The following is a 26,860-nucleotide window of genomic DNA, read 5'->3' as shown; positions in this document are numbered from 1 at the left end:
GGCTCTAGAGCCTAGGAACTCTTTGTTCTGTGGTGTTATACCTATGGGAGTTAGCGCTTGTTAGCTTTGATAAACATGTACATCGCGTTGTGGGAACGGAATGCTGATGTTTTCTCTGTCGAAGCGCATCTTCACTTCACGGGTAATATCCCAATAAACATCCCAGTAATCTTCTGGCTTCGCCCAGGGGCGTACAATAAAGTCTACCGAAGACTCGCCTAAGGTATGCAACTTGACCATAGGCTCAGGATTCTTGAGGGTTTTAGGATGTGATGTGACTATATCCATAAGCACTCGTTCTGCTTTTTCAATATCATCACCGTAGCCGATGCCGAAGGTCATATCGACACGTCTTTGATGCTCGACTGTGATGTTATTGATGGTATCTCCCCAGATTTTATTATTCGGGATGATGAGTCTCTGGTTATCTAAGGTCTTAATTGTGGTCGACACAAGACTCATGTGACTCACCTTACCTGTCACTCCAGCTGCATTGATAAGGTCGCCGACGTCATAGGGGCGGTAGACCAGTATCATCATGCCGGAAGCAAAATTGGATAAGGTGTCTTGTAAGGCAAAACCAATAATAACACCGGCAACACCAAAGCCTGCTAACAAGGGACCTAGCTCGAAACCGAGTTGAGATAGCGCTATCAGCACACCAATTGTGAATACCGCTTTGCCCGATAGAGAAGTAAAAAACTCTTGTAGTAGCTTGCTGAACTTGAGTTTTGAGTTGCTTACCGCTTTTCTAACCAGCTTCTCAACGCCTTTGCCGACTAAGCTAGCAATCACTAAGATTAGCAGGAAGATAAATACCTTGAAAACAAAGCTAGGACCATTGTCTATGGCCTGGTTTTTCGCCGTAGTCAGCCACTGCTCGACTAAACTGCTAGCTACATCTAGATTGAGTACATCTTGAGTGATGTCGCCAGATGTACTAAATAGGGTCTGCTTAAGCTCCGAGGTGTCTTGTCCCAAAGTATCCAATAGTTGAATCGATACCCCTAGACTGGAACTACTATGGGATAGCCTCTCATTAAGCTGAGTGACCTTAGCCGTTTGCTCGCCTGAGACATCCTTACCCGCCAAACTCGCATCAGCCACAGCCACTTTTAATCTGTCTTGGGTAAAGTGCACCAGACTATCTAAATTATCGGCTCGCTCAATCAAGCTGTCGGTGAGTTTCTGTTTCACATCGCCAGTATCGATAGATAGCTTTTCTGCCCAGTTCAAAGCCTCAGACTTGGCTTGTAGCATGTCATCACGCTCTAACTCTCTATTGGTTAGTTGCATCATGACATCGGCGTCATTGCCTTTACCCAATGTTGTTTTGAGAATGTGCATGCCACTTAGGTAATAGGTGTCGACAGCCTCAATAAACTTGAGATGATCTTTAACATAGGGGGCGAGCAACTCGGCGTTTAAAGGGGCTAAATTCATTAACTCTTCGAGCCTTTGATGTAATAGAGCCGATTTTTGCTTAATACGATATTCGGTGAATAGAGATAATTCTCCTTGATCCTCTCGCAACTGAATGACATCGCGGTCGATGGATTGCTGCAAAGAGGTGAGCTCAGAAGCAATATCTGCCTCTTCGGCCTGTACTTGAGTCCCGATAAGCGTCATGAGAGTGAGCATGATCAGGGTGAATGTGCGATACATAGTAAGATCCTGTTACTTTTTTAGGCGCTTATAGTATTACTTTGATCGGGTTAGTGTAAATTCGCATTAGCAAATTATCGTTATTAGTTAATTAAATTAATGCTTAAGTAGTCATAAGGGAGGGGGAATATAGAGGCTGATTAACGGCATTATTTTAACTCAGATTCTGTTAAACTCTTTCACCGAATTTTGGTTAAACGAAAGAGATCCAGCCTGTGTTATGTACTCATTGTAGTAAGACCTTTGGTGTCAATGCGGTCAAGAATCAGCGTGGAAAAGGTTTAAATGCGCAGATCCAGTGCCCCCATTGTGATGCTTGGTTAGGTAAGAACCCTATTCTCACTCGTTTAAAGATCGTCGCCTTCTACTCTGGAGTCGCTGCTTTAGTCTATGGTTATTTTGAGCCTGAGATGCGTAATCTAACCACACCTCTGGCCATAGTGGCTGTGATTGTCTTACTTGTCAGCCATATGATGGATCACCTAAAGGTAACACAAGCGCCTGAGATTAAAGAGGTCGACGATAGCGAGCATAGGCAGAAGTATCGCTAACTCTAAGTGGAATATTTATTGAACCTCGGTCTTAATCAATAACCGTTACTTGTGCTTCTAGAGCTGCATCGACATAGTAGATCCCGCTACCTATGGCGATGAAGAAAGCTGTCGTCCAAAAGATCATTTTACCGTTTTCACGTAAGAACTCTATCATGGTGTTACTTCCTTAATGGTTTTAGCTCTGCTCAATAAGGTTAACTTATTAGCTATCTGTTGTAATTTTAGACTTAAGAGCTTAAGTCAGTATTAATTGTGGTCAAGGATAAGGTGATATAGATCTTGTTATTTCATCATAGTTTATCGATGAATATCCGGTATTAGCGCGCCGATTTTTCACACAGACTCATTTCTGCTTACATTTATTTTTTGAATATTAGCTATTTTTATTAAATTCGTAACTTGACTTAACTGTCTGTTTGCATAAAATTGGACGCGATTTTACCTCGTCTAGACTCGAGGTAGATATTAATTTGTGTTTTCTACGGTGGTTTTCATGGTCAGTAATAGTGTAAGACGAGGAATTGCTTTATGGCTATCAGCCATATTGATCTGCCTGTCGTTTGCCGCTTCTGTCCACAGTGTTGAGCATATAGATCATGGTGCTAAGGGTCACTGTACTCTCTGCTTCCATAAACATCAGCTCAATAAACTCTTACCGAGTATTCCATTTAGCCTTCCGGCTTCAACGCAAACATTTGAACCAGTCTCCTATCTGGTATGTAAGCGCCTAGCGTCACATGTCAGTGTTTTTCGCAGTCGCGCCCCTCCTGTAGCGTAAATCAAATCAATCTCAGTTAACTAAATTTCAATCGCGAGCTCAATTTTGGGACGGGATGACTGTACTTTCTGTACCTGTCTGCCACCCATTCAAGCTGTTAAGGCTATGCCTGAGGCCATTATTCCTCTGGCTTGAGCATGGATTTGTTTAGTTAACTTACTCGTAATACGAATTTTTTTGATTTAGTCCACCTAACACCTAATTACTTAATATTTATAAAAATGTTAGGGGACCTATGCTGTATTTTGGAGAAACAAATGACCGTTTTAAATAACCGCGTATCATGCGTGGCCGCTGCATGTGCCTTTTTTACGACTTCAGCCTTCGCTGAAAATCCAACTCTGACGAATCCGGCGATCAGTGCCGTACTCGATGGTTACTATCAAAACACCGAACGTCCCATGGCCGAACGTGGAGAAGGCTTTGGTCTAGGGCACACTGAGATAGCCATGAGTGCCAATATCGACGATATGTTCTACGGTAAATTGACTGCCGTGATTGAGATGCATGAAGGTGAAACAGAGTTGGGCCTGGAAGAAGCCTTTATTCAAACCTTAGCCATGCCAGGGGGATTCTCTATCCGTGCGGGTCGTTTTCTATCGGATGTGGGTTACTTGAATAATCAGCATGTTCATACCGATGCCTTCTCGGACCGTCCAGGGGCATATCGTGCCTTCCTGGGTAGTCATTATTTCGATGACGGTGTGCGTCTAAATTATGTGGCACCAACGGATCTCTACTGGACCATGGGTCTGGAAGGTTTCAAGGGTGACAGCATGCGTGCCGCCGGTGGTGAACATGAAGAGCATGAAGGTCATGATCACGCCGAGCGTGAGTATAAAAATATTGGTGTCTACACCGCCTATACCAAGCTAGGTGGTGATATCGGTAATGGTTCATGGCAGGCTGGCCTAAGTTACCTGCGTAACGAGAATGGGCGTATGGTTGAAGGTGAGCACGAAGATCATGCCACCCTGGCCGCTGGGCATGAAGGTCACGATCACAGCCATAGCGCCACCTTTACCGGTGAAAACACCTATATTGCCGATTTCGTCTATAAGTGGGCTCCGAATGGTAACTATAAATATCAACACCTCACAGTCAGTGGTGAATACTTCAGGGTGACAGACTTTGCTCCCCTCGAAGATGGTCATGATAACGACGAACATTCAGCTGACAGTGTTGATGATATGCAAGGTTGGTATTTGAGTAGCGTGTATCAGTTTAGTCCAAACTGGTCAGCGGGTGTACGTTATGGTGAGACAGATGTTCAGGAGCTCCATGGCAATCATTTTGATGCCCAGAAGTTAAAGGAAACCGAAGTGAGCCTGGCTTGGCATCACAGCCATTTCTCTACGGTTCGTCTGCAGTACACCAATCAAAAAGGTACCAATTACTTCGGTATCGAAGACGATAACGTTCTAACTCTTCAATATGTTATGACTCTGGGGGCTCACGGTGCGCATCAATTCTAAGTTAGTAAAGTCGGCGATAGCCGCAGTAGTAATGAGTTATTCGAGTATCGCATCTGCCGAGTTAAATATCTTTGCCTGTGAACCTGAGTACGCGGCTCTGGCAAAGGAGCTGGCACCTAATGCCAGAATCTATTCGGCGACGACCGCGATGCAGGATCCCCATCAGGTTCAAGCCAGACCGAGTCTAATAGCTAAGATGCGTCAGGCGGATATCGCTGTCTGTGCCGGAGCCGATCTTGAAGTGGGTTGGCTGCCTATGCTGCAGATGAAATCATCTAACGCTAAGGTGCGCTCAACTGATCAGGGTCTCTTCTTTGCCGCCGAGCAGGTTGAAACCATAGATCAGCTTAAATCTGTGGATCGAAGCATGGGTGATGTGCACGCTCAAGGTAATCCTCACCTTCACTTCTCGCCTGAGCGGATGTTGAAGGTGGCCCAGGCTCTTACTGCTAAGCTCACAGCCGTAGATCCGACTAGTAAAGCGGAATATGAATCGGCTTTGGCTGACTTTAGCCAAAAGTGGACTGCAGCTATTCCTGTTTGGGAGAAGAAAGCAGCACCTCTAAATGGCAAGAAAGTTATCGCCTATCACTCTAGCTTCAAATACTTGTTCAATTGGGTGGGGATAGAGCAAGTTGCCGATCTGGAGCCTAAGCCGGGCTTACCACCTAGCAGCAGTCATCTTGCAAGTCTGCTGACTCGTACCGAGGCGGGTGATGTGATGGCGATTATCGTGGCATCTTATCAGGATGAGCGTGGGGCTAATTGGCTGGGAGAGCGTGCTAACTTGCCCGTTCAAGTGCTGCCGATGTCGGTTGGCGGCAACGAGCAGAGCCAAGATCTCTTCAGTCTTTATGACAGTGTGTTAGATCTCTTGCTTAGCGTAAAAGCTAGCTAGAGTGACCGGGTTAAGGGCGGTGGTTTTTGGCTGCCCTTATCTTCTATTCTCTTAGCGAGTATTGCCTATGTTTGATATGAACTTAATTTCAATTCTTTTGCCGGCATTAGCTGCGGGCGTGCTGGTGTTGTCGACCCATGTGTTACTCGGTCAGCAGGTGCTAAAACGGGGAATTATTTTCATCGATTTAGCGATTGCGCAAGTGGCGGCATTGGGAGCGATTGTTGCCCACCTCAATCACGATATTGAGCATCTTCCTTTCTCTAATGTGTGGATGCCTGCTCTGTTTGCTCTTGCCGGAGCGGGGTTTATTGCTTGGCTATCTAAACGTATGGCCGATGAACTCGAGGCGATAATTGGTTGTTTCTATGTGCTGTCTGCTGTAGCTGCCATGTTGCTGCTGTCTAATGATCCCCATGGGGCTGAGATGCTTAAACAGCTGCTGTCGGGACAAATACTTTGGGTTAATTGGTCACAACTTATCTGGCCAGCTTGCGTCTCTGCACTGGTGTTAGCCGTGATTTTCTTCAAGCCTAAGCTGCTCGAAGGCAGTGGTTTCTATATTCTGTTCGCCATAGTTATCACCTTATCGGTCGAGTTGGTCGGGGTATATCTGGTATTTAGTACCTTGATATTACCTGCGCTCGCGGTTAACAAGTATGGGTCTAGATATAGGCTGGGGGCTGCTTATATGGTGGGACTGACGGGTTACATCCTAGGTTTGCTGCTTTCGGCAACGCTCGACCTGCCAAGTGGCGCCGCTATAGTGGCCACACTTGCGGTGAGTGCCATCTTGTTTAGGCTAGCGCTGAGTGTGACGAGTCAATCTAAGCAGGCTGTTGCTATGCAGGTTAAAGTTAACTAAAACACAGTCATGGCTCTGGACGCGGTTATGCTTGTTACCAGATAATCGCGTTTTAGTCTGTTTACTCTAATTGATGTATATCAGTCTCGGGCTACAAACGTAAACAATATATTGAGTCGTACCCTCTTGCTGGCTATAATGTGGCGATTAGAATCATGGGAGTATGTTGTGCTGTTAATCCTCAGATCATTGATATTAGCTGTAATGCTATTGCTAGCATTTGTTTTTGGTGGCCTTTGTTGCCTGCTCAGACCTCGTCACCGAGACAATGTACACATGTTCGCTAAAATTTTTTCCTATGCTGCGCCGATATTAGGCATCAAGGTCATCGTTCGTAAGCCTACTTTAGGTGTGAAAGATGAGCCATGCGTCTATCTTGCCAATCATCAAAATAACTTCGATATGTTTACTCATACCGCAGCGGTCCCTAAGGGTACCGTGAGTCTTGGCAAGAAGAGTCTTGCCTGGGTACCTTTCTTCGGCCAAATTTACTGGTTGTCGGGTAACATTCTGATCGACAGAAAGAATCGTAATAAAGCCTTCGAGACCATGGCGGAAACAGCCAGAAAAATTAAAGATAAGTGTCTATCTATCTGGATCTTTCCCGAAGGTACGCGCTCCAAAGGTAAGGGGTTACTGCCTTTTAAATCAGGTGCCTTCCATACCGCCATCGAAGCTGGTGTCTCTATGGTGCCTGTACTCGCCTCGTGTCAGGGGCATATCAAGCTTAATCGTTGGAATAATGGCGTGGTCATCATAGAGATGATGGATCCTATCGAGACTAAGGGTTTGGCTAAGAATCAGGTCAAAGAGCTTTCATCACGGATTCACGCGTTAATGTCTGCCAGGTTAACTCAACTTAACCGGGAAGCATCGGCGTTAATGGCCAAGTAGCCCCAATGGGGAAATATTAGATAAAAAAGCCTCCATTTTCGGAGGCTTTTTTATGTCTGGATTAATACCATTTCACGGGTGTTGATATGCCTATCTATGGTATATAATTTGCCGAGATTTTTTATTGGGAGTCATCCATGTCAATTGAGCGTTTACTTAAGGCACAGAAACAAGAAAACCAAGAGATAGTCGATGCTATTCTTGGTGACGGTTCACATCCGGATGCCGACTATACAATTGAGCATCACTTTTCATCGACAAACTTCGATCGTCTGGAGAAAGCGGCAGTAGATGCGTTTAAATCAGGTTTTGAAGTCAATGATGCCGAAGAGATGGAGCTCGAAGATGGCTCTGTTATCTATTGTTTCGATGCAATTGCAAGCCATAAGCTTGAAGTAGAACTGTTGGATCAGGCTTGTGAAGCCCTATTAACTTTAGCGGCTAAGCAGAAAGTAGACTATGACGGTTGGGGTACGTATTTCATCGATGAAAATGGTGATGAGGTGCGTGACGACGAGTTTGAAGACGACGAAGAAGATGAAGACATCATTCACTAGATATTAGTCACTATCCCATGAAAAGGCCCATTAATGCTGTCTCTTGATCACAAGTAAAACTCAAGAGACATTGCTAACTCGTAGCCTTCAAGGGTGGTTTGCAACTTAAGCCATCCTTGCCATATTACTTTCACTGAAGCTTTTCCTGTCCGCTTCGTATCTTTCCAGCCACCTAACCTCGCTAATTCTTGATAAGCCCAGCCCATATTGGGTGCCTCTTTCGGTAGCTCGCTACCCACTCGCTTTAGCCAAAGTAGTTTCCACGCTTTTGTCGACAGAACCTGCTCGCAACTCACGTCACCTGCCTGCATATTCGCAAATTTTAGCTGGAGCACCCTTGTCGCAATAAAACAGCTAATCGTAACAAGCCGTTCCATATTATCTTTGCTTTGCAGTCTTAAACTCTCTATATCTGTACCGTCGCTCTTCCAGACTTTATGATATTCCTCAACTAACCAACGCTTTTCGTAGTAACTGATGATTTTTAAGGCCTGTTCTTTATTGGTAACAGGCTCGCTGGTTAAAAGGTGCCAACTTAACGGTTTGTCGTGACTGCTTCGTTCACAACACCCTACATAATACATTGGCAATGATTGTCCTTTTTTATTTGCAGGCACTTTTAGGCTAATTGGAGCGTAAGTGATATCAAGTGTTACCGTTCTGGCTTTACGCCCCCCCTTTTGAGCAATATTAAGCTGTTTTTGCCCCGCGCTTTGTCATTCACTGGCGAACTGATAAAGCTTATCTTCACTCTCTTCAATGCATCGGCTCTGCATTGAGCGAACCACAAACCGTTGCTGAGCGTTAAGCTTATAGAGTAGGTACTCGTATATATCGGCTTCTCTATCACAAACAGAAATAACATCGGCCATCTTGGACTGTAGACGCTGAGTCATCGACTCTGAAGCCGTTTGCCATTTTACGCTTTCTTTTTCCTCATCGGGACGAGTGGCGTGTTGCTCTCGTTGGCCGATTTTACTCATATCACGACTCCAGCGTAATTGCTCAATAAGACCAACTACGTTCTTTTCTTCAGGTGAAAACAGTAAAATACTATGCGCTAACATGCCTCTTTGTGCCTTACCGCGTCCTGCATGGCCTAAGTCACCTTTTATCGAACGATGTTGGTATATGAGCGTGGGGGTATCTTCTAGAGCAAGTAATAAATCATGCTGTTGCGCTCGCTCTACTGTGGCTTGAAAACCAGACTCAGCGATGGCTTTAGCTTTGATGTTATCGTTGCGGATAAAGCGATACGCACCTTCCATATCTGCAGGAGACAGTGTCACATTCACGATAGGTTTCCTTGGTTCATTAGCTAGAGTAGAAGCTAACTTTACCAGACGAGCAGTTCTTCTAGGCTCTCCTAAATCAGATTGCCCAAATTGCTGTTGTGCCCACTGTAGATGCTCATGAATCATCACTTTATCTCCTTAATAAGGTTAAAAGTTCGGATCATGAAATTGAAAATTAGTTCAAAAAAATCCCTGTTAATTTCTTAACAGGGATTTGTGTATAAGAGACAGCTTAAATCGCCTTTTCTGTTTCTATCTATGGGACACTTATTGAGTACTTATTTCTGTTTGTAGCTATGTGACATTTATTTATGTTTATAGATCACACACTTGTTTCGTCCCGCCTTCTTGGCTTCATAAAGGGCTTGATCGGCAAATGATAACCATTGGCCACTGTTGCCTACCTGATCTTGTAGATCGCTGATCCCCATGCTGACGGTGACTTTGATAGACTTGCCTTCATAAACCAGCTCAGTGGTTTCAATTTTATGGCGTAAGCGATCGGCAAAGTTGAGGGCGTCTTTTGCACTGGTTTTCGCTAGCACTACAGAAAACTCTTCACCACCATATCGCCCCGCACAATCAGTTTCACGCAGAGACTGTCTAAGTAGGTGGGAGATATGTTGTATCACCTTATCGCCTGCCATATGGCCATAGGTATCATTAACTTTCTTGAAATGATCGATATCGAACATCACCAGACTGGTTGTATCACCATAACGGGCGTGGCGATCGAACTCTTTCTGCATACATATTTGCCAATATCTGCGGTTATGGAGTTGAGTTAATCCATCGGTCTGACTTAAATGCTCTAAGCGTTCATTAACAGACTTTAACTGCAACTTGTTGATGGCAACATCGGTCACATCGTAAACAATCATGCTGATGTGAGTGATTTGTCCCGTGAGCGATGAGAGAGGCAGCAGAGTGACATTTTGGTACATAAAATCTGCTCGTCCGGTAATGGGGCGATAGTTTTTAAATTTAAACACATAGGGTCTCTGTTCCCAGCTGATGAATGCTCGGTTCTTGAGTAAGAAAACCGACTCCATCTTTTGTTTCAGCCAATCTGCGGGGAGGTAATCAAACTGCTCAAACAGATTGGAACCCTTAATAGAGTTAGGAGAGACTCCACTATGGTTTTCCATAAAGCCATTCCAAAGCTGAATATCAAAGTTCTTATCTAAAACTACCAAGCCAACTTCTATGGTTTGAACCATATCGATTAACCAGTGTAATTCGTTCATTGCGCTTTGGTCATATGACATAGATAGGTCCAACTTAATCTAACAGATAGCCGAGCTTATAATTGAGCGTCGGTAATGAGTCTTCGGTAAACAGCAAGAGCAGATCACATTGGATATCGTGATCTTCGATTCGATAGTTTATCTCCATGGCCAAGGTGCGAGACCACTTCTCTGAATTATCATGAATAAGGTCGTTCACGGTGCAGTGACGCCCGAGGACAACAGGGTGGCCTTGGCTGAATTTCATATGCAATTGTTCGGAGATGCCATTGAGAAACGCGCCAATTAATACGTTCCCCGTATCTATCATGACCTCCATCTCGGTATTCTTATCTTCGGGATTCTCGAGTCCCATTAATTTCGCCATATCTTTAAAGGATGAATCATGGAACAGGAGGAGGGCTTCACCGGCGATTCCTGCACCGATAAAGCCTTGGCATAGTGCGGAAACCGTACTGTGCTCTTCGGTAGCTTTGAGGGTCATAGTCAGTTCGCTGACCTCAAGCACATTCACGTTCGGGATAGGCAATAGTACGAATACATCGAGTAATTTAGCTAGCAGATCGGCAGCGCGTCCCATGGCGACATTGGCCACCTCCCGGCAAGCGTCAAGTAGGTCGACTTCGATCATTGGGCTGTCGGCAACTCCATCGCCTAATGCGATGGTGAGAATGCCATACTCTTGTAATATGTTACTGATAGCATCGGCGCTAACGGGTTTCTGGATAAAGTCCAGAGCACCCAATGCCTTGACCCGTTCATGGGCTTTTATCTGAATATCACCCGAAACGACTATGACTAGAGCGGGAAGGTCTTCTTGCTGTATGGTTTGTAGTACTTCATAACCATCCATTACAGGCATGTTGAGATCGAGAAAAACAACTTCACCTTTGCCTGCTCGAATGGCCTCGATACCTTCGGCACCATTGTTTGCAAAAGTGATGTCAACGTCCCACTCTTTGGGGAGTGTTCTCGCCATCTGTTTTCTGGCGAGCGCGGAATCATCGCATATCAGTACTGGGATCGACATTATCGTTTCAACATCCTAATCTGCCCATATATTCAAGATAACACTTATTATTGAACTCGGTCGTTCAAATGATAAATTCAGAGGCATTATTTATATTTTGAGCTCACGTTATGATAAGCTGGTATTAATCATTTTTTATGAGTAAGCCGTTTTAGTCCATGGCTTTTGTCTAGGTTTACTATCCAAGACAAGCCTTTAACTTTAGTTTCATATCAAACTATTTAAATCTACTTCGTTATTCTATCAATTTTTGCTTATCAGCATGAGCCCAAAGCGGAAATACTACGCCATTTTTTTGACGCCAGTCAAATTTTCTTTATATGTTATCTCTATTAGTGAAATAATCCAAATATGTTAATCTCTTACTCTGGACTGACCAGTTTAATGACAGAGGGTAATATGGCAAGGAAGTTTATTCAGCTAATCATTGATAAGCAGGTGGCCCATGTCATCTTAAATCGGCCGGAAAAATGTAACGCACTTAATTTCGATATGTTCCGTGAGCTCGATGAGGTGATACGTGAAATAAAGCGCGATTGCTCGATTCATGGGGTTATTCTTTCGGGGAGTGATGGCAACTTTAGTTCAGGTTTAGATGTTAAGAGCGTGATTAACTCCCCCATACAGGCGGTGAAGCTGTTGTTTAAATGGCTTCCGGGCAATGCCAATCTGGCCCAAAGGGTCTCAATTGGCTGGCGTAGACTCCCTGTACCAGTTATCGCTGTGCTTGATGGTGTGTGTTTTGGTGGTGGCATGCAGATCGCTCTAGGCGCCGATTTTCGCATCGCGTCTAGGGATGCAGAATTGTCGATAATGGAAGCTAAATGGGGATTAGTCCCGGATATGGCGGGTCTGGTGTCTTTAAGAGAAGTCGTATCGAGAGATCAGGCGTTAATGCTGACAATGACAGCTGGGGTACTAAGCGCACAAGATGCTTTGTCTAAAGGGTTAGTAACCGAAGTCGTCGATGATCCTATGGCACGAGCGGTTGAGTTAGCCGCAGTCTTAGCTAAGACTTCACCCGATGCCAATGCGGCAATCAAGATGAGTATAAATAACAGTTGGAGCTCAAGCATACGCAGCTTGTTATCTCGGGAGTCCATCAGTCAAATCAGGCTATTAGTAGGTAAAAATAGGCTGATAGCGGCTAAGCGTCAAACAAGCGAGCCAGATAAGGCTTATAAAGACAGACAAGCTAGGTGGTAATATCAAGCCTTTTCCTAATTTCTAGGGCCTTGGCTTATTCTTAGTCCAAAGCCCTCGATGAACTTTAATGCTGTCTCCCAAGACATGGGGCTATTGAGGTTAAGTGCCAAAGTCTGCTGACTGTATCGATAGGGATCATTTTGCGGGGATAACTCTGCTCTCATATGAGCTGTCTTATAAGACGCCCTATGACCGTCGACAGATTGGATGTCCAGAACAGGTATGTCTAACTCTGCTAACTGCTTCGGCAGTGCCAAGTTCTCATCTTTCATTTTCATATAAGGGTTGATGATTACCAGTATATCGGGCTTTGTCAGCTGGTTTTTACTGATCATGGCTATGGCTAATCCGGCACCTTGGTCGCTGGTTATCAGTAAACGTTTACCCGGATAGGGAGCGCCTATTGCGTCGAGTTGATCCATGGTCTGACTGACAAACTGGCTCTGTTTCTCACGAATATCTTGCCAGACTTTATCAGAATATTGCTCGGTTGCTTCACTGGCTTTTTGACTTCCTGTCATTTCCCCGGCCTTGGCGACCTCTTCGGCGGCGGTGGCGAAGTTAGGTGTCGGTACTTTTCTCGGGGGTGTTACCGCGATTGTGGCCCAGCCTGCAGGATTGAGTTTTCGTCGTAAATAGGCTTGAAACCCAGCGCCATCAGCTGTCATACCCGGGTTAGCTAGTAAGATGGCTGTCCCCAGTTTTTTCTTGCCACTCCAAGATCTAACTAATACCTCGGTCTGCTGCGAACCCACGGTTATTTCTATGACCTCATCTTTGGGGAGGTAATCATATTTGGTCTGCTTAGCGGCTTTAACCTCAGTTATATTCTCTTTGGTCATAGCTTGGTTAGGTGACGCATCTTGAGGATCGGCAGCAATTACGGTAAAGCTCACCGATAGACATAGGGCACTAAATAGCGGAGTAATTACCAGAGATAGGATAGAGCGCATAGAGGTAGAACTGATTGGGTTTGAGGTCTATGAAGTATAACAGGATAGCAAGGCGATGTAGGGAAAAGCTTAATTTATACAGGCAGGTACTAGTCAGTGAGATTAGACCTAGTCCCTAGGTTCTCGAGCCTAGGGACTAGTAGCTAATTGTATACCGATAGGTATTAAGCGTGGCTCACTAGCACCAAGCGCACTGCATCGAGTTGCAGTAGGCTATCGTCTAAGTATCCATTGAGTTCGGTCATCTGATCCTTCAGGTGAGTGATCTCTTCGTCACGAATGTTAGGATTGACAGCCTTGAGTGATTCGAGACGTTCTAGCTCCACCGTGAGCTGAGAGGTCATTTTTGCTCTGGCACTCTCTGCAAGCAGTTTAAGCTCGGTCTGTGCAAACTCTTCTCCCTTAGCAAATAAGGGGTGTAAAACGGACTGAGAGGCGTTGACCAGCTTACTGGCAATATGTCGATTGACCGCGCTAAGCTGCTTATTGAAACTCTCGTAAGTAACATTGTCAGACAAGTTGTTGCCGTTCTTGTCCAGTAAGATACGTACAGGTGTTGGCGGTAGGTATCGATATAGTTGGCTCGATTTAGGTGCCGAAGCATCGGCCATATAGATCAGCTCGAGGAAGATGGTTCCTGCAGGGAGTGCCTTATTCTTCAATACCGCTACGCTGGTGCTACCCGTTTCGGACGAGGTGATCAAGTCTAAACCTGTCTGAACCAGAGGATGCTCCTGAGTGATAAGGGCAATATCATCACGGGACAGGGCCATTTCTCTGTCGAAGGTGATAGTCATGCCATCTTCGGATAATCCCGGGTAAGTCGGGAACATCATATGTTCACTGGTCTTGAGCACTATGGTGTTTTCACCGCAGTCTTCCTGCTCGACACCTATGATGTCCCATAAACGGATAACTGAGCCGATAAGTTGAGTGTCTTCATCGCGTTCAGCCAGACGCTGCACCAACTTAGTTGCGCGATCGCCACCATGGGAGTTGATTTCAAGCAGCTTATCTCGGCCTTGTTCCATTGCCGTCTTTAGCTCTTGATAACGAGTCTGAGTATTGCTTAGCAATTCTTGGAGCGCAGATTCGTCTTGGGTGATCAACTGAGAAAGCAGAGACTCAGAGAACTCGTTGAAGAGTATGTGCCCACTTGGACAGGTCTGCTCGAACGCATTGAGTCCAGTGTGATACCACTGCATCAGACACTCTTGGGCCGTTCCTGCTAGATAAGGCAAGTGGATCTCGACATCGTTGTTTTGACCGATACGATCTAAACGGCCGATGCGTTGCTCCAGCAGATCCGGATTCAGGGGCAGATCAAACAGGATTAACTGACTGGCAAACTGGAAGTTTCGTCCCTCTGAGCCAATTTCGCTACAGATGAGCGCCTGAGCACCACCAGTTTCCTGAGCAAAGTAGGCGCCAGCCTTATCTCGTTCGATAATCGACATGCCCTCATGGAACACGGTCGCTTGAATACCTTCACGGGTACGCAGAGCTTCTTCAAGGCTCAGTGCGGTTTCCGCTTGGCTGGCAATAATCAGCACCTTCTTGCTACGGTTGGTCTTCAAAAACTCGATGAGCCAATCGACTCTGGGATCAAATTTCCACCAACTGGCACTGCTGCTCTCAAAATCTTGATAGATTTTTTCAGGGCTAAGGGCCTGTTTGACCTTAGCCGGGGTATCTAAGTGGCCATTCATCATGGCGCCAACTCGCGCAGCCGTCACATATTGACTTGGCATAGCTTGCGGATGTGCATGGAAGATACGCGTAGGGAAGCCTTTAACCGATGCGCGGCTGTTACGGTACAGGACTCGGCCTGTGCCATGTCTGTCCAGTAGATCTTGCAACAGCTCATCACGGGCGGCTTGTTGCTTGTCCACATCGGCATCGCTTGCCTGAATTAACTCCAGAGTCTCGTCGATATCTTTCTCACTGAGCAGAGTCGTCAACTGAGATACAGCTTCGCTGCTCAGTGTGTCGCCACTAGCAAGCGCTTCGGCAGCACTGGCAACATCTTTGTAGCTGTTTTCCTCTTCGAGGAAGGCCTCATAATCGTAGAAACGATCGGGATCCAGCAAGCGTAATCTGGCAAAGTGACTCTGATGACCCAGTTGATCCGGCGTCGCTGTAAGTAGCAATACGCCAGGTACGACTTCACTCAGGGCTTCAACGATACGGTAGGCGCGGCTAGGTGCTTCTTCGGTCCACTCCAGATGATGTGCTTCATCGACAATCATAAGATCCCAATCGGCATCTATGGCTTGTTCTAGGCGTTTCTTCTTGCGTAATAGCTCCAGTGAGCAGATCACCAGTTGTTCGGTATAAAATGGATTGTCGTTATCGGCGTAAGCTTCGATACATCTGTCTTCATCGAATACAGAGAATTTCAGGTTGAAGCGGCGCAGCATCTCGACAAGCCACTGATGACGTAGGGTATCGGGAACGATAACCAGAATTCGCTCGGCGCGGCCGGTAAGCAGCTGCTGATGAATGATCAATCCCGCCTCGATTGTCTTACCTAGGCCTACTTCATCGGCGAGTAATACTCTAGGAGCAAAACGGCGACCCACTTCATGGGCGATCCACTGCTGATGTGGGATCAGGCCGACTCTCGGTCCCTGTAATCCCAGAAGATCCGATGTGGCCAGTTTATTTCTCAATAATTGGCTCTGGTAGCGGACGCCGAATCTGTCTAAGCGATCGATCTGACCGGCGAATAGTCTGTCTTGAGGCTTATTGAATCTAACATTGTGGTTGAGTAGGGTCTCTCTGAGCGAGACTTGCTCACCAGTTTCGGTGTGAATTCCGTGGTAGATAATGAGCTCATTCTTCTCTTCAAGCTCACTGACGGTCAGGCTCCATCCTTCATGGCTTTCAACTTTATCGCCAGGATTATAAATAACTCGAGTCAGGGGAGCCTCGGTGCGTGAGAACAGCCTGTTCTCATCGGTTGCTGGAAACATCAGCGTGACCATACGGCCTTCTAATCCTACGACTGTACCTAAACCAAGTTCTGATTCGGTATCACTTATCCAGCGTTGACCTAAGGAAAAGGGCATTAACTATTTCTCATCTACGGGTGAACCACGAAAGGGCGCGTATTTTACCTAAACTCCCTAAAAGTGCAAGGCTAGGAGCTTTTATCGAGGGGCTTAATCGACCTCAATTTGGTGTCGAACCTAAGCTTAATTAGTAAAAGTGTCGATTACAAATCATACAAGTAGTTTGTTTCTCCGGATTTTGTCATATCAGTGTAATCTAACTAAGTGACTCTCAATTATAGAAAGTTCTAAGCAAGTGATTGAAGCGGCACTTTAATAGTGTCAGTATGAAATCAAGGTGATAGCTGTTTTTTACTGTTTGTGGTCACTGAAACTTCTTACTCGACATGATTTTTAAAGGACTTATTAAGGACTAGGAGCCGTGAATACATACATTATATAGAGAGAAATAATTGGAGGCGCCATGGAACAAGACGACAGAAAGTTGTTTGTACTGGATACCAATGTATTACTACACGAACCTTTAGCCATTTATTCATTTAAGGAACACGATGTAGTTGTCCCCATGACAGTTCTGGAAGAACTGGATCAGATTAAAGATAGAAAGCGAGACGTAAGTAGAGACGCACGGGTTGCCATCAGGGCACTCGAAGACATACTCGGCGGTAAAACCACCCCAGAGCAGATACTCCAAGGGGTCAAACTGCCACGGCGAGAAGATCACGGTGATGCCTGTGGCACCTTGTCCATCTTTCCCGATCACCAACTCGAAATGACCCATGCCTCCTTACCAGGCGACAATAACGATAACCGCATCATCAACACCGCACTACACCTGCAAAAAATCCATCAGCCCCGTAATGTCGTTCTCGTCACTAAAGACATCAACATGCGCCTCAAGGCTAAAGGGGCGGGCATCAAACAGGTTGAGGATTACCGCACCGATCAGCTCATCGATGATATTCGCTTCCTAACTACTGGATTTCATCAATTCAAGGGTGATTTTTGGGAACGTAAGGAGCATGTTTCTACCGAGTCCCATGGACGTCATACCGTACATACGGTACCAACCCTTGAGGTCGGAGATGAGAATTTCTATATCAATCAATACTTGCTAGACGAAGACTCCAACTTCTGCGCCCGGGTGCTGGAGAAGACCAATGGTGACCTTAAACTCTTGGATCTAGGTAAAGATAGATTACTCAACATAGATGCATGGGGCATACGTCCGAAGAATATTTATCAGGGCATGGCGATGCAGGCTCTGCTGGATCCGGACATTGACCTGGTGATCCTCACGGGACCTGCAGGTTGTGGTAAGACGCTATTAGCCATGGCTGCTGCTCTGGAGATGGTGGTGGAGAGAGGGCTTTACGATAAAGTTATCGTGACCCGTAATACGCCGGAGATCGCCGAGTCTATAGGCTTTCTTCCTGGCACCGAAGAGGAGAAGATGACGCCTTGGCTTGCGGCGATAACCGATACCTTAGAAGTACTGCATAAGAATGATGTGAACCCCAGTGGCAGCATGAATTACATCATGGATAAAGCCAATGTTCAGTTCAAATCCATCAACTTTATGCGTGGCCGCTCGATACAGAACTCAGTGGTGATCCTCGATGAGTGTCAGAACCTGACGGCTTCCCAGATAAAAACCATGATCACCCGTATGGGCGAGGGAACTAAGCTTATCTGTAGCGGTAACCTGTCGCAGATCGATTCTAACTATCTCACTGCAGTGACATCGGGATTGACTTATATCGTTGAACGTTTCAAAGACTTCGAAGGCAGTGCCAACATCTATCTCAATGGTGTTGTACGCTCACGTCTGGCCGAATTTGCCGAGGAAAACCTCTAAGTTATTCGAGCCGTTCGCCTTTTTAGCCCTCAAAATAAGGCCTCCATCTCTATGGGGGTCTTATTATTTTGTGTAGAGAGAGAAATGTAGCACTAGGGTAAAATTTTAATCATCTCTGTATCTATCTGTAAGCTAGGTGTTTATCTGTGCTCGTTATCTCACCTTAGTTAACTTATTAGACTAATATAGTGTATTCAATTCATCTATCTTCCTGATACTATACTGTTAATGAAATTTAGAGTCTGTGCAGGGAATTGCAGGCTTATTCAAGGGTCATGAATGAAACCGACTGAGCCAGATCTTCAACTGAAGTCGCCGATACAGAAAAACTATAATCGTGCTGTTTTTTATACTTATATTGGCGTGATCATCATGGCGCTGATCACTGCTTGGTTCTTCTTCGAACGCCAGAAAACTCAGCTTATGGAGCAAAGAGAAGAGCAGGTAGAGCGACATGTTCTGCAGATCGATCTCTTGCTGGAGTCGAGTATCCGAGCGGTAAAGAGTCTGAGAAATGTTGCAGTCGATCATCTGAGGCTTGGTGAACTGGTGCGTAAAGACCGTTTACCTCAATATGAAAAATTCAACGAGAGTGGTCAGTATTTTACCTTAGAGCCAAGTTACGCACAGAGTGGTGAACCTTTCACCAACATGGGGCGCATTACAGGTGCTGGTTCTCTCAATGGTCGCAGCGAGAAGTTTTATCAGGAATTGGAGATGTTGTTCGAGCTTTCGCTCTCCTTTCCGGTGGCAACCGAAGCGGCCCCCAAAGCTTCATCTATCTATTACATCTCTAAACGTAGGATCATGTCCTATTACCCTTGGCCATCGGACGATCAAAGGTTCAGAGAGGAACTGCTTAATAAGAACCAGTTTCAGCTAGCTACGCCAGCCATGAACCCCCAGCGAAGCGTGTTCTGGAGCCCGGCTTACGTTGATCCAACAGATAAAGGCTTGCTGACCACCTTAGGTGTGCCCATCTATCTGGAAGATGAATTTATTGGTTCGATCAACCTGGACATGACCTTGGCCTCGCTTGCGAGGCAGATACGTCTCTACTTCAAGATGCCGGGTACGGTGATCCTGTTAGATCAAAAAAACAATATTCTTTCCCATAGTGATTCAGATAACTCTGAGATCAGTCGTGTCTTTCATATCAGTCAGAAGATCCCTTCTGAATTACATTCTATTCCTGAGTCTGAGCTGTTTGATGCCCATGAAGGGATCATCAGGAATGGATACTACATCCACTCGGTAGCGTTGCAGAATACCCCCTGGCGCCTACTCTATCTGCAAGATAGAGATGATCTGTTTAAGGACTCTTGGGAAAAACTGGAGCTGACCTTCATCTTAGTAGTATTGGCCTTATCGATATTGGTGACCATAGTACATTGGCAGACCCGACGCTCATTTGTGAACCCGGCCTCACGACTTTTAACCCACTTAGAGGGATGTTCCCAGGAGCCTCGCAAACCGCCAGAGCAGATCTCCCAGGGCTGGGAGCCTTGGTTCCAATTAGTGAGTCGAATTTTTGAAGAGAACCAACAATATACCAGGCACTTAGCAGAGCAAAATCGCCGATTGGATAAGCTGGTGGCGCGCCGTACCGAACGACTCAAAGAGACCACTGAGCGGCGAGAGCGGGAATATGCCTTACTGAGATCTTTACTCGACTCCATTCCCGAGGCGATTGTCTTCAAGGATAAAGAGGGTAAATATTTAGGCTGTAATAAGTCTGCCGAACGCATGTTGGGCTATACCGAGAGTGAACTCATTGGCCAGGAGTCGATAAAACTAACCTCCAAAGAACAGTCGGTGCGGATTAAGGCGGAAGATGAGCGTGTGCTATTGGAACGTACTCCCCTTAGATATCAGGAGAAGGTGGAACTCGCTGGCAAGCCTGTGCTACTCGATACCCTTAAGCTGCCTTTTTACAATAGACGCGGTGAGCTGTTAGGCCTGATTGCCGTGTGGCGAGATGTGACTCGCGAGTATGAGTCAGCCGAGCAGTTAAGATTGTCGGAAGAGCGTTATCACTTAGCCATGGATGCGGTAGAAGATGGCTTATGGGATTGGTATCTGGATTCGAAACAGATTATCTGTAATCCCGCTTACTACTCCATGCTTGGCTACAAGACCAATGAGTTTCCGGCTTTAGTCTCAACCTTAGACGATCTTATTCATCCCGACGACAGGATCCGGGTGGAGGAGTATCGCGAACAGTATCTTGGGGATCCCATCGGTGCTTTCGATATCGAATTCAGGATGCGTGGCAAGAGTGGTCAGTATCACTGGTTACTCTCTCGTGGCCGTGTGGTGGAGTTTACACCCAATAATCAGCCTAAACGTATGGTAGGAACTCATAAAGATATTACCCGCCATAAAAGTAACGAGGTCGCACTGCTTGAGGCTAAGCAAGATGCAGAATCTGCCAACCTGTATAAGAGTGAATTCCTGGCCAATATGAGCCATGAAATCCGCACACCCATGAATGCCATTATCGGCATGTTACAGCTGGCTCAGCGCACAGAGCTTACGCCCAAACAGGAAGATTATCTGGAGAAGGCCGGCTTCTCGGCTCAGTCTCTGCTCAGGATCATCAACGATATTCTCGATTTATCTAAGATCGAGGCGGGTAAACTAGAGCTTGAAAAGGTGGCGTTCCCGCTGGATAAAGTGTTGGATCATGCCCTAGATCTCAATGCACTTAAGTCCCAGCAGAAGGGAGTCGAGCTGTTACTTTACGCACCGGTCACTGCCGGGTTAATTCTCGAGGGGGATCCCCTGCGATTAGGTCAGGTACTGATCAACATGCTCTCTAATGCGGTTAAGTTTACTCAAACTGGTGAGATCGAGTTAGGCTGTGAAGATGTGGGTGAGCGCGATCATCGCATCACCCTCAAGTTCTGGGTCCGCGATACAGGCATAGGGATCAGTAAGGAACAGCAGGCAAGCTTGTTCGATGCCTTCGCCCAAGCCGATGGCTCTACTACACGTAAGTATGGTGGTACCGGTCTGGGTCTTTCGATTAGTAAGCATCTGGTGTCCATGATGGGCGGTCAGATGCAGGTACAGAGTGAGATGGGGATCGGCAGTACTTTCAGCTTCACCATCAGCTTCGAGATCGCCGAAGAGGCGGAAGTTAAGCCTATGATAGTGCCTGAACGCTTAGGTAATCTTAAGACCTTAGTGGTGGATGATAACCCGACGGCATTGCAGATCTATTCCGCCGTGATGCGTGACTTCCATTTCGAAGTGGATACCGCGGCCAATGGTTCGGAGGCGCTATATAAGCTAGAAAAATCATCAGTCGATCTTCTTCTGCTCGACTGGATGATGCCAGAGATGGATGGCATTCAGGTGATTGAAGAGCTGGACCGTATGGTGGCCGATGGTCGATTAGAAAAGCGTCCCGTCGTCATCATGATGACAGCCTACGCCGCGGAGCCTCTCAAGGAAGATGCGGAGCGCTCAAACATCTACGCCATGTTGCAGAAGCCGTTTAAAGCATCGGCTTTGTTCGATGAAATCATCGGTGCCTTTGCTGAAGAGCCTAAGGTAACTTCTGTGGTAGAAGTAGAAGCAGAAGAGGTTGTGGATGAACATGCGGGCGTGGTCTTGTTAGTAGAGGATAACTTTATCAATCAGCAGGTGGCGACTGAACTCCTTAAGAGCGCTGGTTACGAGGTTGATGTTGCCGATAACGGTCAAATCGCCATAGACATGATCGCCGAGAAAAATTTTGATGCGGTACTCATGGATATTCAGATGCCTGTGATGGACGGGTTAACAGCAACGATAGAGCTCAGGAAGCACTTTAGTCTGCAGGAACTGCCTATCATAGCCATGACGGCTCACGCCATGTCCGGGGATAGAGAGAAGAGTCTGTCGGCGGGGATGAATGCTCATATCACTAAGCCGATTGTTCTCAATGAATTGTTCGATACCCTAAGTTATTGGATCAAACTGAAAGAAGAAGTGGATTAAGGGGTTAATTTTCTTGTTGCACACTCTAGATATGAAGAATTAAGCTATTTCCATATAGAGTGGACTAAATGAATGATTTACACTTGAGACTAAAGGGATAGCTGTTAAGCTATCCCTTTAGTGTTTTTAGTGCAAAATTAGAACAGAATATCAACATAAAACAAAAATTAATATTGAATTGTTGAGATCTGCAGGTGTAATAGCCTCATTCAAGGAGACCAAATGAAGCCCTATAATCTTGCCTTGGCGATAGTACTTTTCTCTGTGCCCGTCGTCGATGTTGTCGCAGATCCAAGTAATACCGCCACTATTATCAAGAAAAGCCAGTCAGCAAGCGGCTTTATCAATCTGTTTTATTCTAAAGCTGATGGTGAGCTTTACCTCGAAGCAAACAAGTTAGATCAGCCTTTTCTTTTGCTCACAAGTTTACCCCATGGTGTCGGCTCTAACGATATCGGCTTAGATCGTGGTCAGCTTGGTTATACTCGCATGGTGCAATTTGAGCGTCATGGACCCTACTTGATCCTGAAGCAGCTTAATACTCAATATCGCGCCAATACCGATAATGCCGCCGAGCTCAGAGCGGTTAAAGAAGCCTTTGCCGAATCAGTGCTCTGGCGAGGCAAGATCATAGATGGTAAGCGAGATCTTGTGTCGATCAATGATCTGGTGATTAACGATCTCCACGGTATATCTTCGGTTCTCGAAGACACTAAGCAAGGCAGCTATCAACTGGATAAAAGTCGTTCACTCATCTTGCCCCAAGGGGTTAAGTCTTTTGAGCGGAACAGCGATGTCGATGTATTGCTGACCTTCAATAGTACCAAGGCGGGAAACTATGTGGCTCAGGTGACACCCGATGCTAACCATATGTCGGTTCGCTTGCGCTACTCCTTCATTCAGTTGCCGGAAGAAGGCTATGTGGCGCGTGATTATCACCCTATGAGTGGTTATCTATCCGATGAGTATCTGGATTATGGTACTCAGGTTAATCAGGATATTCGTCAACGTCATCTGTTGCGTCATCGCCTGCAGAAAGTGAATCCGGGCTCTGAGCCCAGTGAAGTGATCAAGCCTATCACCTACTATTTGGATCCCGGTGTACCTGAACCAATCCGCAGTGCACTGTTAGAGGGCGCAAGTTGGTGGGAAGAGGCATTTGAGCAAGCAGGCTTCATCGGTGGGTTTAAAGTCGAGTTATTACCCGAAGATGCCGATCCTCAAGATGTCCGCTATAACGTGATCCAATGGGTACACAGGGCGACGCGAGGCTGGTCATATGGCTCTGCGGTTACAGATCCAAGGACTGGCGAGATCATCAAGGGACATGTGACCTTAGGTAGCCAAAGGGTTCGCCAAGACCATATGATTGCCCGTGGCCTCACTGCTGGTTGGGAAGATAGACAGGCCGCCGAAGATGCCTCTATGGCGCTTTCATTGGCTCGCATTCGTCAACTTGCGGCCCATGAGGTTGGTCATACCTTAGGTTTCGATCATAACTTTGCAGCTTCGAGTAATGATAATGCCTCTGTGATGGATTATCCGCATCCACAGGCGACATTGAAAGGCGAAAAAATAGATATTTCGGCGCCCTACGGCGTAGGTGTCGGTGCCTGGGATAAGTATATTGTCGAATATGGTTATAGTGAATATGCCGACTCTGCCTCAGAATCGGCTCTGTTATCTGAGCTGATGGCTAAAGTGCAACGCCAAGGGCTGCGTTATATAGGTGAAGCTGATTCACGCTCGAAAGGGGCCAGCAATGCTTACGCCAGTCTTTGGGATAATGGCAGTGATCCTGTTGCCGAGCTTGTCCGTATCGATAAGGTGCGAGCCAAGGCTATTAATGATTTTTCTCCTTCGGCATTGTTAGCCGGGCAGCCGAAAGGTGAGCTAAGCGACATTTTCGTGCCCATCTATCTGCTAAACCGTTATCAGATCACTGCCGCAGCTAAATTTATCGGTGGCACAGATTACAGTTATAGCGAAGGCGTCGACGGTGAGTCATGGCATTATATTGCGCCTCAGTTACAGAAGAGTGCTCTGGATGCCTTGCTGGAGACCTTGTCACCTAAGGCGCTAGCTATCTCCCAGTCATTGCAGGAATCTTTAGTGCCCAAAGCGGGCAACTACAACAGGACACGTGAGAGTTTCGATTCGGGTCTTGGTGTTATCACAGATCCCCTCGGTATGGCCGAAGTCTTGAGTCGTCATACAGCCAAACAGCTTCTCGCGCCTCAACGACTCAATCGAGTCAATCAAGGCTATATCGGCGATAGGGAACAGTTATCTGTTCCGGCATTAGTCGATAAGCTACTGGGCAGTACATTGTATGATGATATCCCTAATGGCGCCGAGCAAGGGGTCTGGATGCGGGTTAACAGCGTGATAATCGACGAGTTGTTAGCAAGCTACCATGCTAAACAGACTCGCCCAGAGGTGAAGGCACAATTGGCAGACCGTCTGCGTTATACGCTCAAGCAGCTTAAACGTAAGGTTAAGAGAGTCAGCGCCTATGAGGCCGCTCATTTTGCCTGGCTTGCAGATGGCGTAGAGAGAGGCATGAAAGATCCTAGGGCGAAACTGATAGCCGAGCCGCTTAAAATGCCACCTGGTTCACCGATTTAGCGGTTTATAGGAAACAGGATATGAAGATTCTAGAGCCTAGAATCTTCATTTTTTTTGAACTATTTTATAGGGATAGAGTCTATCCCTATGTCATCCATTCCTTGTCGCATTTTTAAAGGTTAAATAATTCAAACCATGGCAAAACAGATCGTACATCTGCTGTTATTTATCGCTCTGGTTGGACAAAACCTCTTGTCGCCGGCGATGGCCATGCCTGAATTTTTACACTCTGTGAGTCATGAATCAGCTTTGCTACAAATTGGCTCAGCGTCTACTTCTATTCCTGAGACTAACATCTCAACTGGCTCAGATTTCCCTCAAGATGTGATGGTTCAGTGTGACTTACCTTGTATCATATTAGCCAGTGGCCACTGTGTAACTCATTGTGTTTCTATGACGGGTATGTTTATTCAATCTTCCTTAGATTTGATACTAGCAACATCTAGTGAACAGATCCCAAATCGACTCTGGTCGATACAGACTGCTGATACCTCGCAAGTTTACCGCCCTCCAATAAGCTAACTTTAACTCTCTGGTGGTTTGTCTGTTTCTGTTCTCTGATCTTGTTTTAACACTTGTCCTATAGAGAAATAGCTCAGCCACTCCCCAAATCGTCCTTTGGAAATTTGATCACAAATGTATCAAATTGCACCAAATGTAATTAATTTGTTCACAAATTGTTGTAATTAATCTAATGTTGTTGTTACACACTTGTGGTCAAAAAAGATTGGAGTTCTATATGAAATTATTAACCAGCGTGGCCTTATCTGCAGTATTTGTGTTTTCATCAGTAGCAGTTGCTGATATTCCTGATTTTTCTAAGACATCGGCTGCCAAATCCAGCTACGACTTTTCAAAGAATCAGCCCGTTAAGGGAAATCAGTTGCAACAAGCGTCGACCCGACATGATTTTTCAAAAACCGTGGCAGCGAGCGAAAAATATCTGTTTTCTATCAATGAAGCTGCAGTTGTTCAAAAGGTAGTGTTCCCTTCGACTCAACACGATTTCTCAACGACATCGGCGATGAAACGGATCTAAGAGTTAGCTGATAAAACTAATAATTCGTAAATAGTAAAGCGTTTGAAGTGAAGGCCCGGACTAAGATGCACTGTCCAGGGCCTTTCTTTTTACTAATATCTTATCGCTTATCGCTTATCGCTTTATCCAGATTCTTATCCAAAGCATGCCCCAGTCGATAGGCATCGATAACGCCTACCAGCCAACCTATGATAAATACCCAAGTAGCAATGGATACGTAAAGTGCTTTCGCACCACTGGGTTGCTCGGTGACCATTTGATAGATCAGATTAAAGTCCAGGGGAACTGCACCGGATAAGATCTGATCTGAAATCTCTTGTGCTCGCTCTACCGCCTGATAGAGGAGATAGGCTAGCCCACTCAGACTGACGGCAGAGATAAGGGTGCCAATATTATATTTCTTTAAGTAGAAATGGCCGGTTCCCGGGCAGACGAAGGCTGAGATCAACGCGGCGGTGATTGCCTTTTTCATATGAGCTTCTTTTTGCTTGATACGTATGTTGCAATCATTCTAAATCAATTCGACGAATGGCCAGCTGTAAAAATGTCACTTTGTCGATGAATTTTTGTTTATTTTCAGAGTTGGAGTCATGTGCTTTAGTTGCGTCTAACTGACTCTGGACACCGGCTAACTCCTGAATCAGCCAGCCACGGATCATCACGTAATAACGTGAGTCGGTGCCATATTGGCTTATGGTGGTGAGAGACTCAGGATCTTCAGGCTTAGTTAAAGCAGTTGAAATCGCTTCGACCATGACGCCTATTTGGTAGGTCTGCGAAGATTCATCATAGAATGTATTATCTTGAGCCATAACTGGAGCTGAGCTCAATAGGCTGGCGGCCAAGGTAATGGATAGTAGCTTGGTATATTTCATTGGAGCCGACCTATAAATGGGGAGTCACTCCCAATACAGTAT

The 26,860-nt window shown here is 45.9% G+C and carries 21 protein-coding genes and 1 pseudogene; 13 read left to right on the top strand and 9 right to left on the bottom strand.

The annotated features are described in order from the left end of the window. Nucleotides 1-60: 60 nt before the first annotated feature. The gene (locus sps_RS26065; RefSeq protein WP_077755163.1) at nt 61-1,665 is read right to left on the bottom strand and encodes a mechanosensitive ion channel family protein; all 1,605 of its coding nucleotides are present in this window, start codon (nt 1,663-1,665) and stop codon (nt 61-63) included. A 215-nt stretch (nt 1,666-1,880) separates the two neighbouring features. Here sps_RS26065 and sps_RS26060 point away from each other — a divergent pair, with 215 nt between their 5' ends. Next, complete coding sequence (locus tag sps_RS26060) at nt 1,881-2,216, top strand: hypothetical protein (protein ID WP_077755162.1); 336 nt, start codon at nt 1,881-1,883, stop codon at nt 2,214-2,216. A gap of 31 nt (nt 2,217-2,247) precedes the next feature. Here the strand turns inward: sps_RS26060 and sps_RS29120 are convergent, their stop codons facing one another. Further along, complete coding sequence (locus sps_RS29120) at nt 2,248-2,373, bottom strand: hypothetical protein (protein WP_257788641.1); 126 nt, start codon at nt 2,371-2,373, stop codon at nt 2,248-2,250. 339 nt (nt 2,374-2,712) lie between these two features. On the opposite strand from sps_RS29120, the gene sps_RS28645 reads away from it, so the two are divergent. From sps_RS28645 to rraB, 6 genes are all read left to right on the top strand, one after another. Next, a complete protein-coding gene (locus sps_RS28645) occupies nt 2,713-2,997 on the top strand; it encodes an ABC-type zinc uptake system zinc chaperone (RefSeq protein ID WP_077755161.1) in 285 nt (94 codons plus the stop codon). A 257-nt stretch (nt 2,998-3,254) separates the two neighbouring features. Next, entirely contained in the window at nt 3,255-4,472 is a 1,218-nt protein-coding gene (locus tag sps_RS26050; protein WP_077755160.1) for a hypothetical protein, read from the top strand. Then, complete coding sequence (locus sps_RS26045; RefSeq protein ID WP_077755159.1) at nt 4,456-5,370, top strand: metal ABC transporter solute-binding protein, Zn/Mn family; 915 nt, start codon at nt 4,456-4,458, stop codon at nt 5,368-5,370. The genes sps_RS26050 and sps_RS26045 overlap by 17 nt, the downstream gene beginning before the upstream one ends. A gap of 67 nt (nt 5,371-5,437) precedes the next feature. Then, nucleotides 5,438-6,235 carry a metal ABC transporter permease gene (locus tag sps_RS26040; protein ID WP_077755158.1) on the top strand — a complete coding sequence of 266 codons (798 nt, stop codon included), beginning with the start codon at nt 5,438-5,440 and terminating at the stop codon, nt 6,233-6,235. 168 nt (nt 6,236-6,403) lie between these two features. Beyond that, nucleotides 6,404-7,129: a 1-acylglycerol-3-phosphate O-acyltransferase gene (locus sps_RS26035; RefSeq protein ID WP_077755157.1), complete on the top strand. Its 726-nt coding sequence runs from the start codon at nt 6,404-6,406 to the stop codon at nt 7,127-7,129. Between the two features lie 137 nt (nt 7,130-7,266). Then, on the top strand, nt 7,267-7,686 hold the full coding sequence (gene rraB, locus sps_RS26030; protein ID WP_077755156.1) for a ribonuclease E inhibitor RraB: 420 nt from the start codon (nt 7,267-7,269) through the stop codon (nt 7,684-7,686). 47 nt (nt 7,687-7,733) lie between these two features. On the opposite strand, the pseudogene sps_RS26025 reads toward rraB, so the two are convergent. The 3 genes and pseudogenes from sps_RS26025 to sps_RS26015 form a co-directional block, all read right to left on the bottom strand. Continuing rightward, nucleotides 7,734-9,107: pseudogene (locus sps_RS26025) on the bottom strand (IS4 family transposase). A gap of 179 nt (nt 9,108-9,286) precedes the next feature. Next, nucleotides 9,287-10,249: a GGDEF domain-containing protein gene (locus sps_RS26020; RefSeq protein ID WP_077755155.1), complete on the bottom strand. Its 963-nt coding sequence runs from the start codon at nt 10,247-10,249 to the stop codon at nt 9,287-9,289. 13 nt (nt 10,250-10,262) lie between these two features. Then, a complete protein-coding gene (locus tag sps_RS26015; RefSeq protein WP_077755154.1) occupies nt 10,263-11,258 on the bottom strand; it encodes a response regulator in 996 nt (331 codons plus the stop codon). Nucleotides 11,259-11,657: 399 nt separating this feature from the next. Here sps_RS26015 and sps_RS26010 point away from each other — a divergent pair, with 399 nt between their 5' ends. Next, on the top strand, nt 11,658-12,464 hold the full coding sequence (locus sps_RS26010; protein WP_077755873.1) for a crotonase/enoyl-CoA hydratase family protein: 807 nt from the start codon (nt 11,658-11,660) through the stop codon (nt 12,462-12,464). A gap of 14 nt (nt 12,465-12,478) precedes the next feature. Here the strand turns inward: sps_RS26010 and sps_RS26005 are convergent, their stop codons facing one another. Together sps_RS26005 and rapA are read right to left on the bottom strand one after the other, a co-directional pair. Beyond that, nucleotides 12,479-13,417, bottom strand: a complete 939-nt coding sequence (locus tag sps_RS26005; protein WP_077755153.1) for a DUF3530 family protein — start codon at nt 13,415-13,417, stop codon at nt 12,479-12,481. A 164-nt stretch (nt 13,418-13,581) separates the two neighbouring features. Continuing rightward, nucleotides 13,582-16,488 (bottom strand): RNA polymerase-associated protein RapA, encoded by a 2,907-nt coding sequence (rapA, locus tag sps_RS26000; protein ID WP_077755152.1) that lies wholly within the window; start codon nt 16,486-16,488, stop codon nt 13,582-13,584. A 406-nt stretch (nt 16,489-16,894) separates the two neighbouring features. Here rapA and sps_RS25995 point away from each other — a divergent pair, with 406 nt between their 5' ends. From sps_RS25995 to sps_RS25975, 5 genes are all read left to right on the top strand, one after another. Further along, complete coding sequence (locus sps_RS25995) at nt 16,895-18,289, top strand: PhoH family protein (RefSeq protein WP_077755151.1); 1,395 nt, start codon at nt 16,895-16,897, stop codon at nt 18,287-18,289. Between the two features lie 279 nt (nt 18,290-18,568). Beyond that, a complete protein-coding gene (locus sps_RS25990) occupies nt 18,569-22,276 on the top strand; it encodes a response regulator (protein WP_077755150.1) in 3,708 nt (1,235 codons plus the stop codon). Nucleotides 22,277-22,498: 222 nt separating this feature from the next. Then, a complete protein-coding gene (locus sps_RS25985; RefSeq protein WP_077755149.1) occupies nt 22,499-24,904 on the top strand; it encodes a zinc-dependent metalloprotease in 2,406 nt (801 codons plus the stop codon). Nucleotides 24,905-25,039: 135 nt separating this feature from the next. Then, nucleotides 25,040-25,426, top strand: coding sequence for a hypothetical protein (locus sps_RS25980; RefSeq protein ID WP_077755148.1), 387 nt, complete (start codon nt 25,040-25,042; stop codon nt 25,424-25,426). Nucleotides 25,427-25,643: 217 nt separating this feature from the next. Beyond that, nucleotides 25,644-25,943: a hypothetical protein gene (locus sps_RS25975; RefSeq protein ID WP_077755147.1), complete on the top strand. Its 300-nt coding sequence runs from the start codon at nt 25,644-25,646 to the stop codon at nt 25,941-25,943. 100 nt (nt 25,944-26,043) lie between these two features. Here the strand turns inward: sps_RS25975 and sps_RS25970 are convergent, their stop codons facing one another. Together sps_RS25970 and sps_RS25965 are read right to left on the bottom strand one after the other, a co-directional pair. Continuing rightward, entirely contained in the window at nt 26,044-26,415 is a 372-nt protein-coding gene (locus sps_RS25970; protein WP_077755146.1) for a hypothetical protein, read from the bottom strand. 34 nt (nt 26,416-26,449) lie between these two features. Beyond that, complete coding sequence (locus tag sps_RS25965; protein WP_077755145.1) at nt 26,450-26,818, bottom strand: hypothetical protein; 369 nt, start codon at nt 26,816-26,818, stop codon at nt 26,450-26,452. Nucleotides 26,819-26,860 lie beyond the last annotated feature (42 nt).

This window comes from Shewanella psychrophila, from assembly GCF_002005305.1.
GTDB classification, from domain to species: Bacteria; Pseudomonadota; Gammaproteobacteria; order Enterobacterales; family Shewanellaceae; genus Shewanella; species Shewanella psychrophila.
This window is presented reverse-complemented; position numbering and strand designations above follow the sequence as displayed.

Excerpts from the sequence above, each read along its gene's own strand:
- sps_RS26065 (WP_077755163.1), bottom strand. The coding sequence starts at position 1,665 with ATGTATCGCACATTCACCCTGATCATGCTCACTCTCATGACGCTTATC.
- sps_RS29120 (WP_257788641.1), bottom strand. The coding sequence starts at position 2,373 with ATGATAGAGTTCTTACGTGAAAACGGTAAAATGATCTTTTGGACGACA.
- sps_RS28645 (WP_077755161.1), top strand. The coding sequence starts at position 2,713 with ATGGTCAGTAATAGTGTAAGACGAGGAATTGCTTTATGGCTATCAGCC.
- sps_RS26050 (WP_077755160.1), top strand. The coding sequence starts at position 3,255 with ATGACCGTTTTAAATAACCGCGTATCATGCGTGGCCGCTGCATGTGCC.
- sps_RS26040 (WP_077755158.1), top strand. The coding sequence starts at position 5,438 with ATGTTTGATATGAACTTAATTTCAATTCTTTTGCCGGCATTAGCTGCG.
- rraB (WP_077755156.1), top strand. The coding sequence starts at position 7,267 with ATGTCAATTGAGCGTTTACTTAAGGCACAGAAACAAGAAAACCAAGAG.
- sps_RS26020 (WP_077755155.1), bottom strand. The coding sequence starts at position 10,249 with ATGTCATATGACCAAAGCGCAATGAACGAATTACACTGGTTAATCGAT.
- sps_RS26015 (WP_077755154.1), bottom strand. The coding sequence starts at position 11,258 with ATGTCGATCCCAGTACTGATATGCGATGATTCCGCGCTCGCCAGAAAA.
- sps_RS26010 (WP_077755873.1), top strand. The coding sequence starts at position 11,658 with ATGGCAAGGAAGTTTATTCAGCTAATCATTGATAAGCAGGTGGCCCAT.
- sps_RS26005 (WP_077755153.1), bottom strand. The coding sequence starts at position 13,417 with ATGCGCTCTATCCTATCTCTGGTAATTACTCCGCTATTTAGTGCCCTA.
- rapA (WP_077755152.1), bottom strand. The coding sequence starts at position 16,488 with ATGCCCTTTTCCTTAGGTCAACGCTGGATAAGTGATACCGAATCAGAA.
- sps_RS25995 (WP_077755151.1), top strand. The coding sequence starts at position 16,895 with ATGGAACAAGACGACAGAAAGTTGTTTGTACTGGATACCAATGTATTA.
- sps_RS25990 (WP_077755150.1), top strand. The coding sequence starts at position 18,569 with ATGAAACCGACTGAGCCAGATCTTCAACTGAAGTCGCCGATACAGAAA.
- sps_RS25985 (WP_077755149.1), top strand. The coding sequence starts at position 22,499 with ATGAAGCCCTATAATCTTGCCTTGGCGATAGTACTTTTCTCTGTGCCC.
- sps_RS25980 (WP_077755148.1), top strand. The coding sequence starts at position 25,040 with ATGGCAAAACAGATCGTACATCTGCTGTTATTTATCGCTCTGGTTGGA.
- sps_RS25975 (WP_077755147.1), top strand. The coding sequence starts at position 25,644 with ATGAAATTATTAACCAGCGTGGCCTTATCTGCAGTATTTGTGTTTTCA.
- sps_RS25970 (WP_077755146.1), bottom strand. The coding sequence starts at position 26,415 with ATGAAAAAGGCAATCACCGCCGCGTTGATCTCAGCCTTCGTCTGCCCG.
- sps_RS25965 (WP_077755145.1), bottom strand. The coding sequence starts at position 26,818 with ATGAAATATACCAAGCTACTATCCATTACCTTGGCCGCCAGCCTATTG.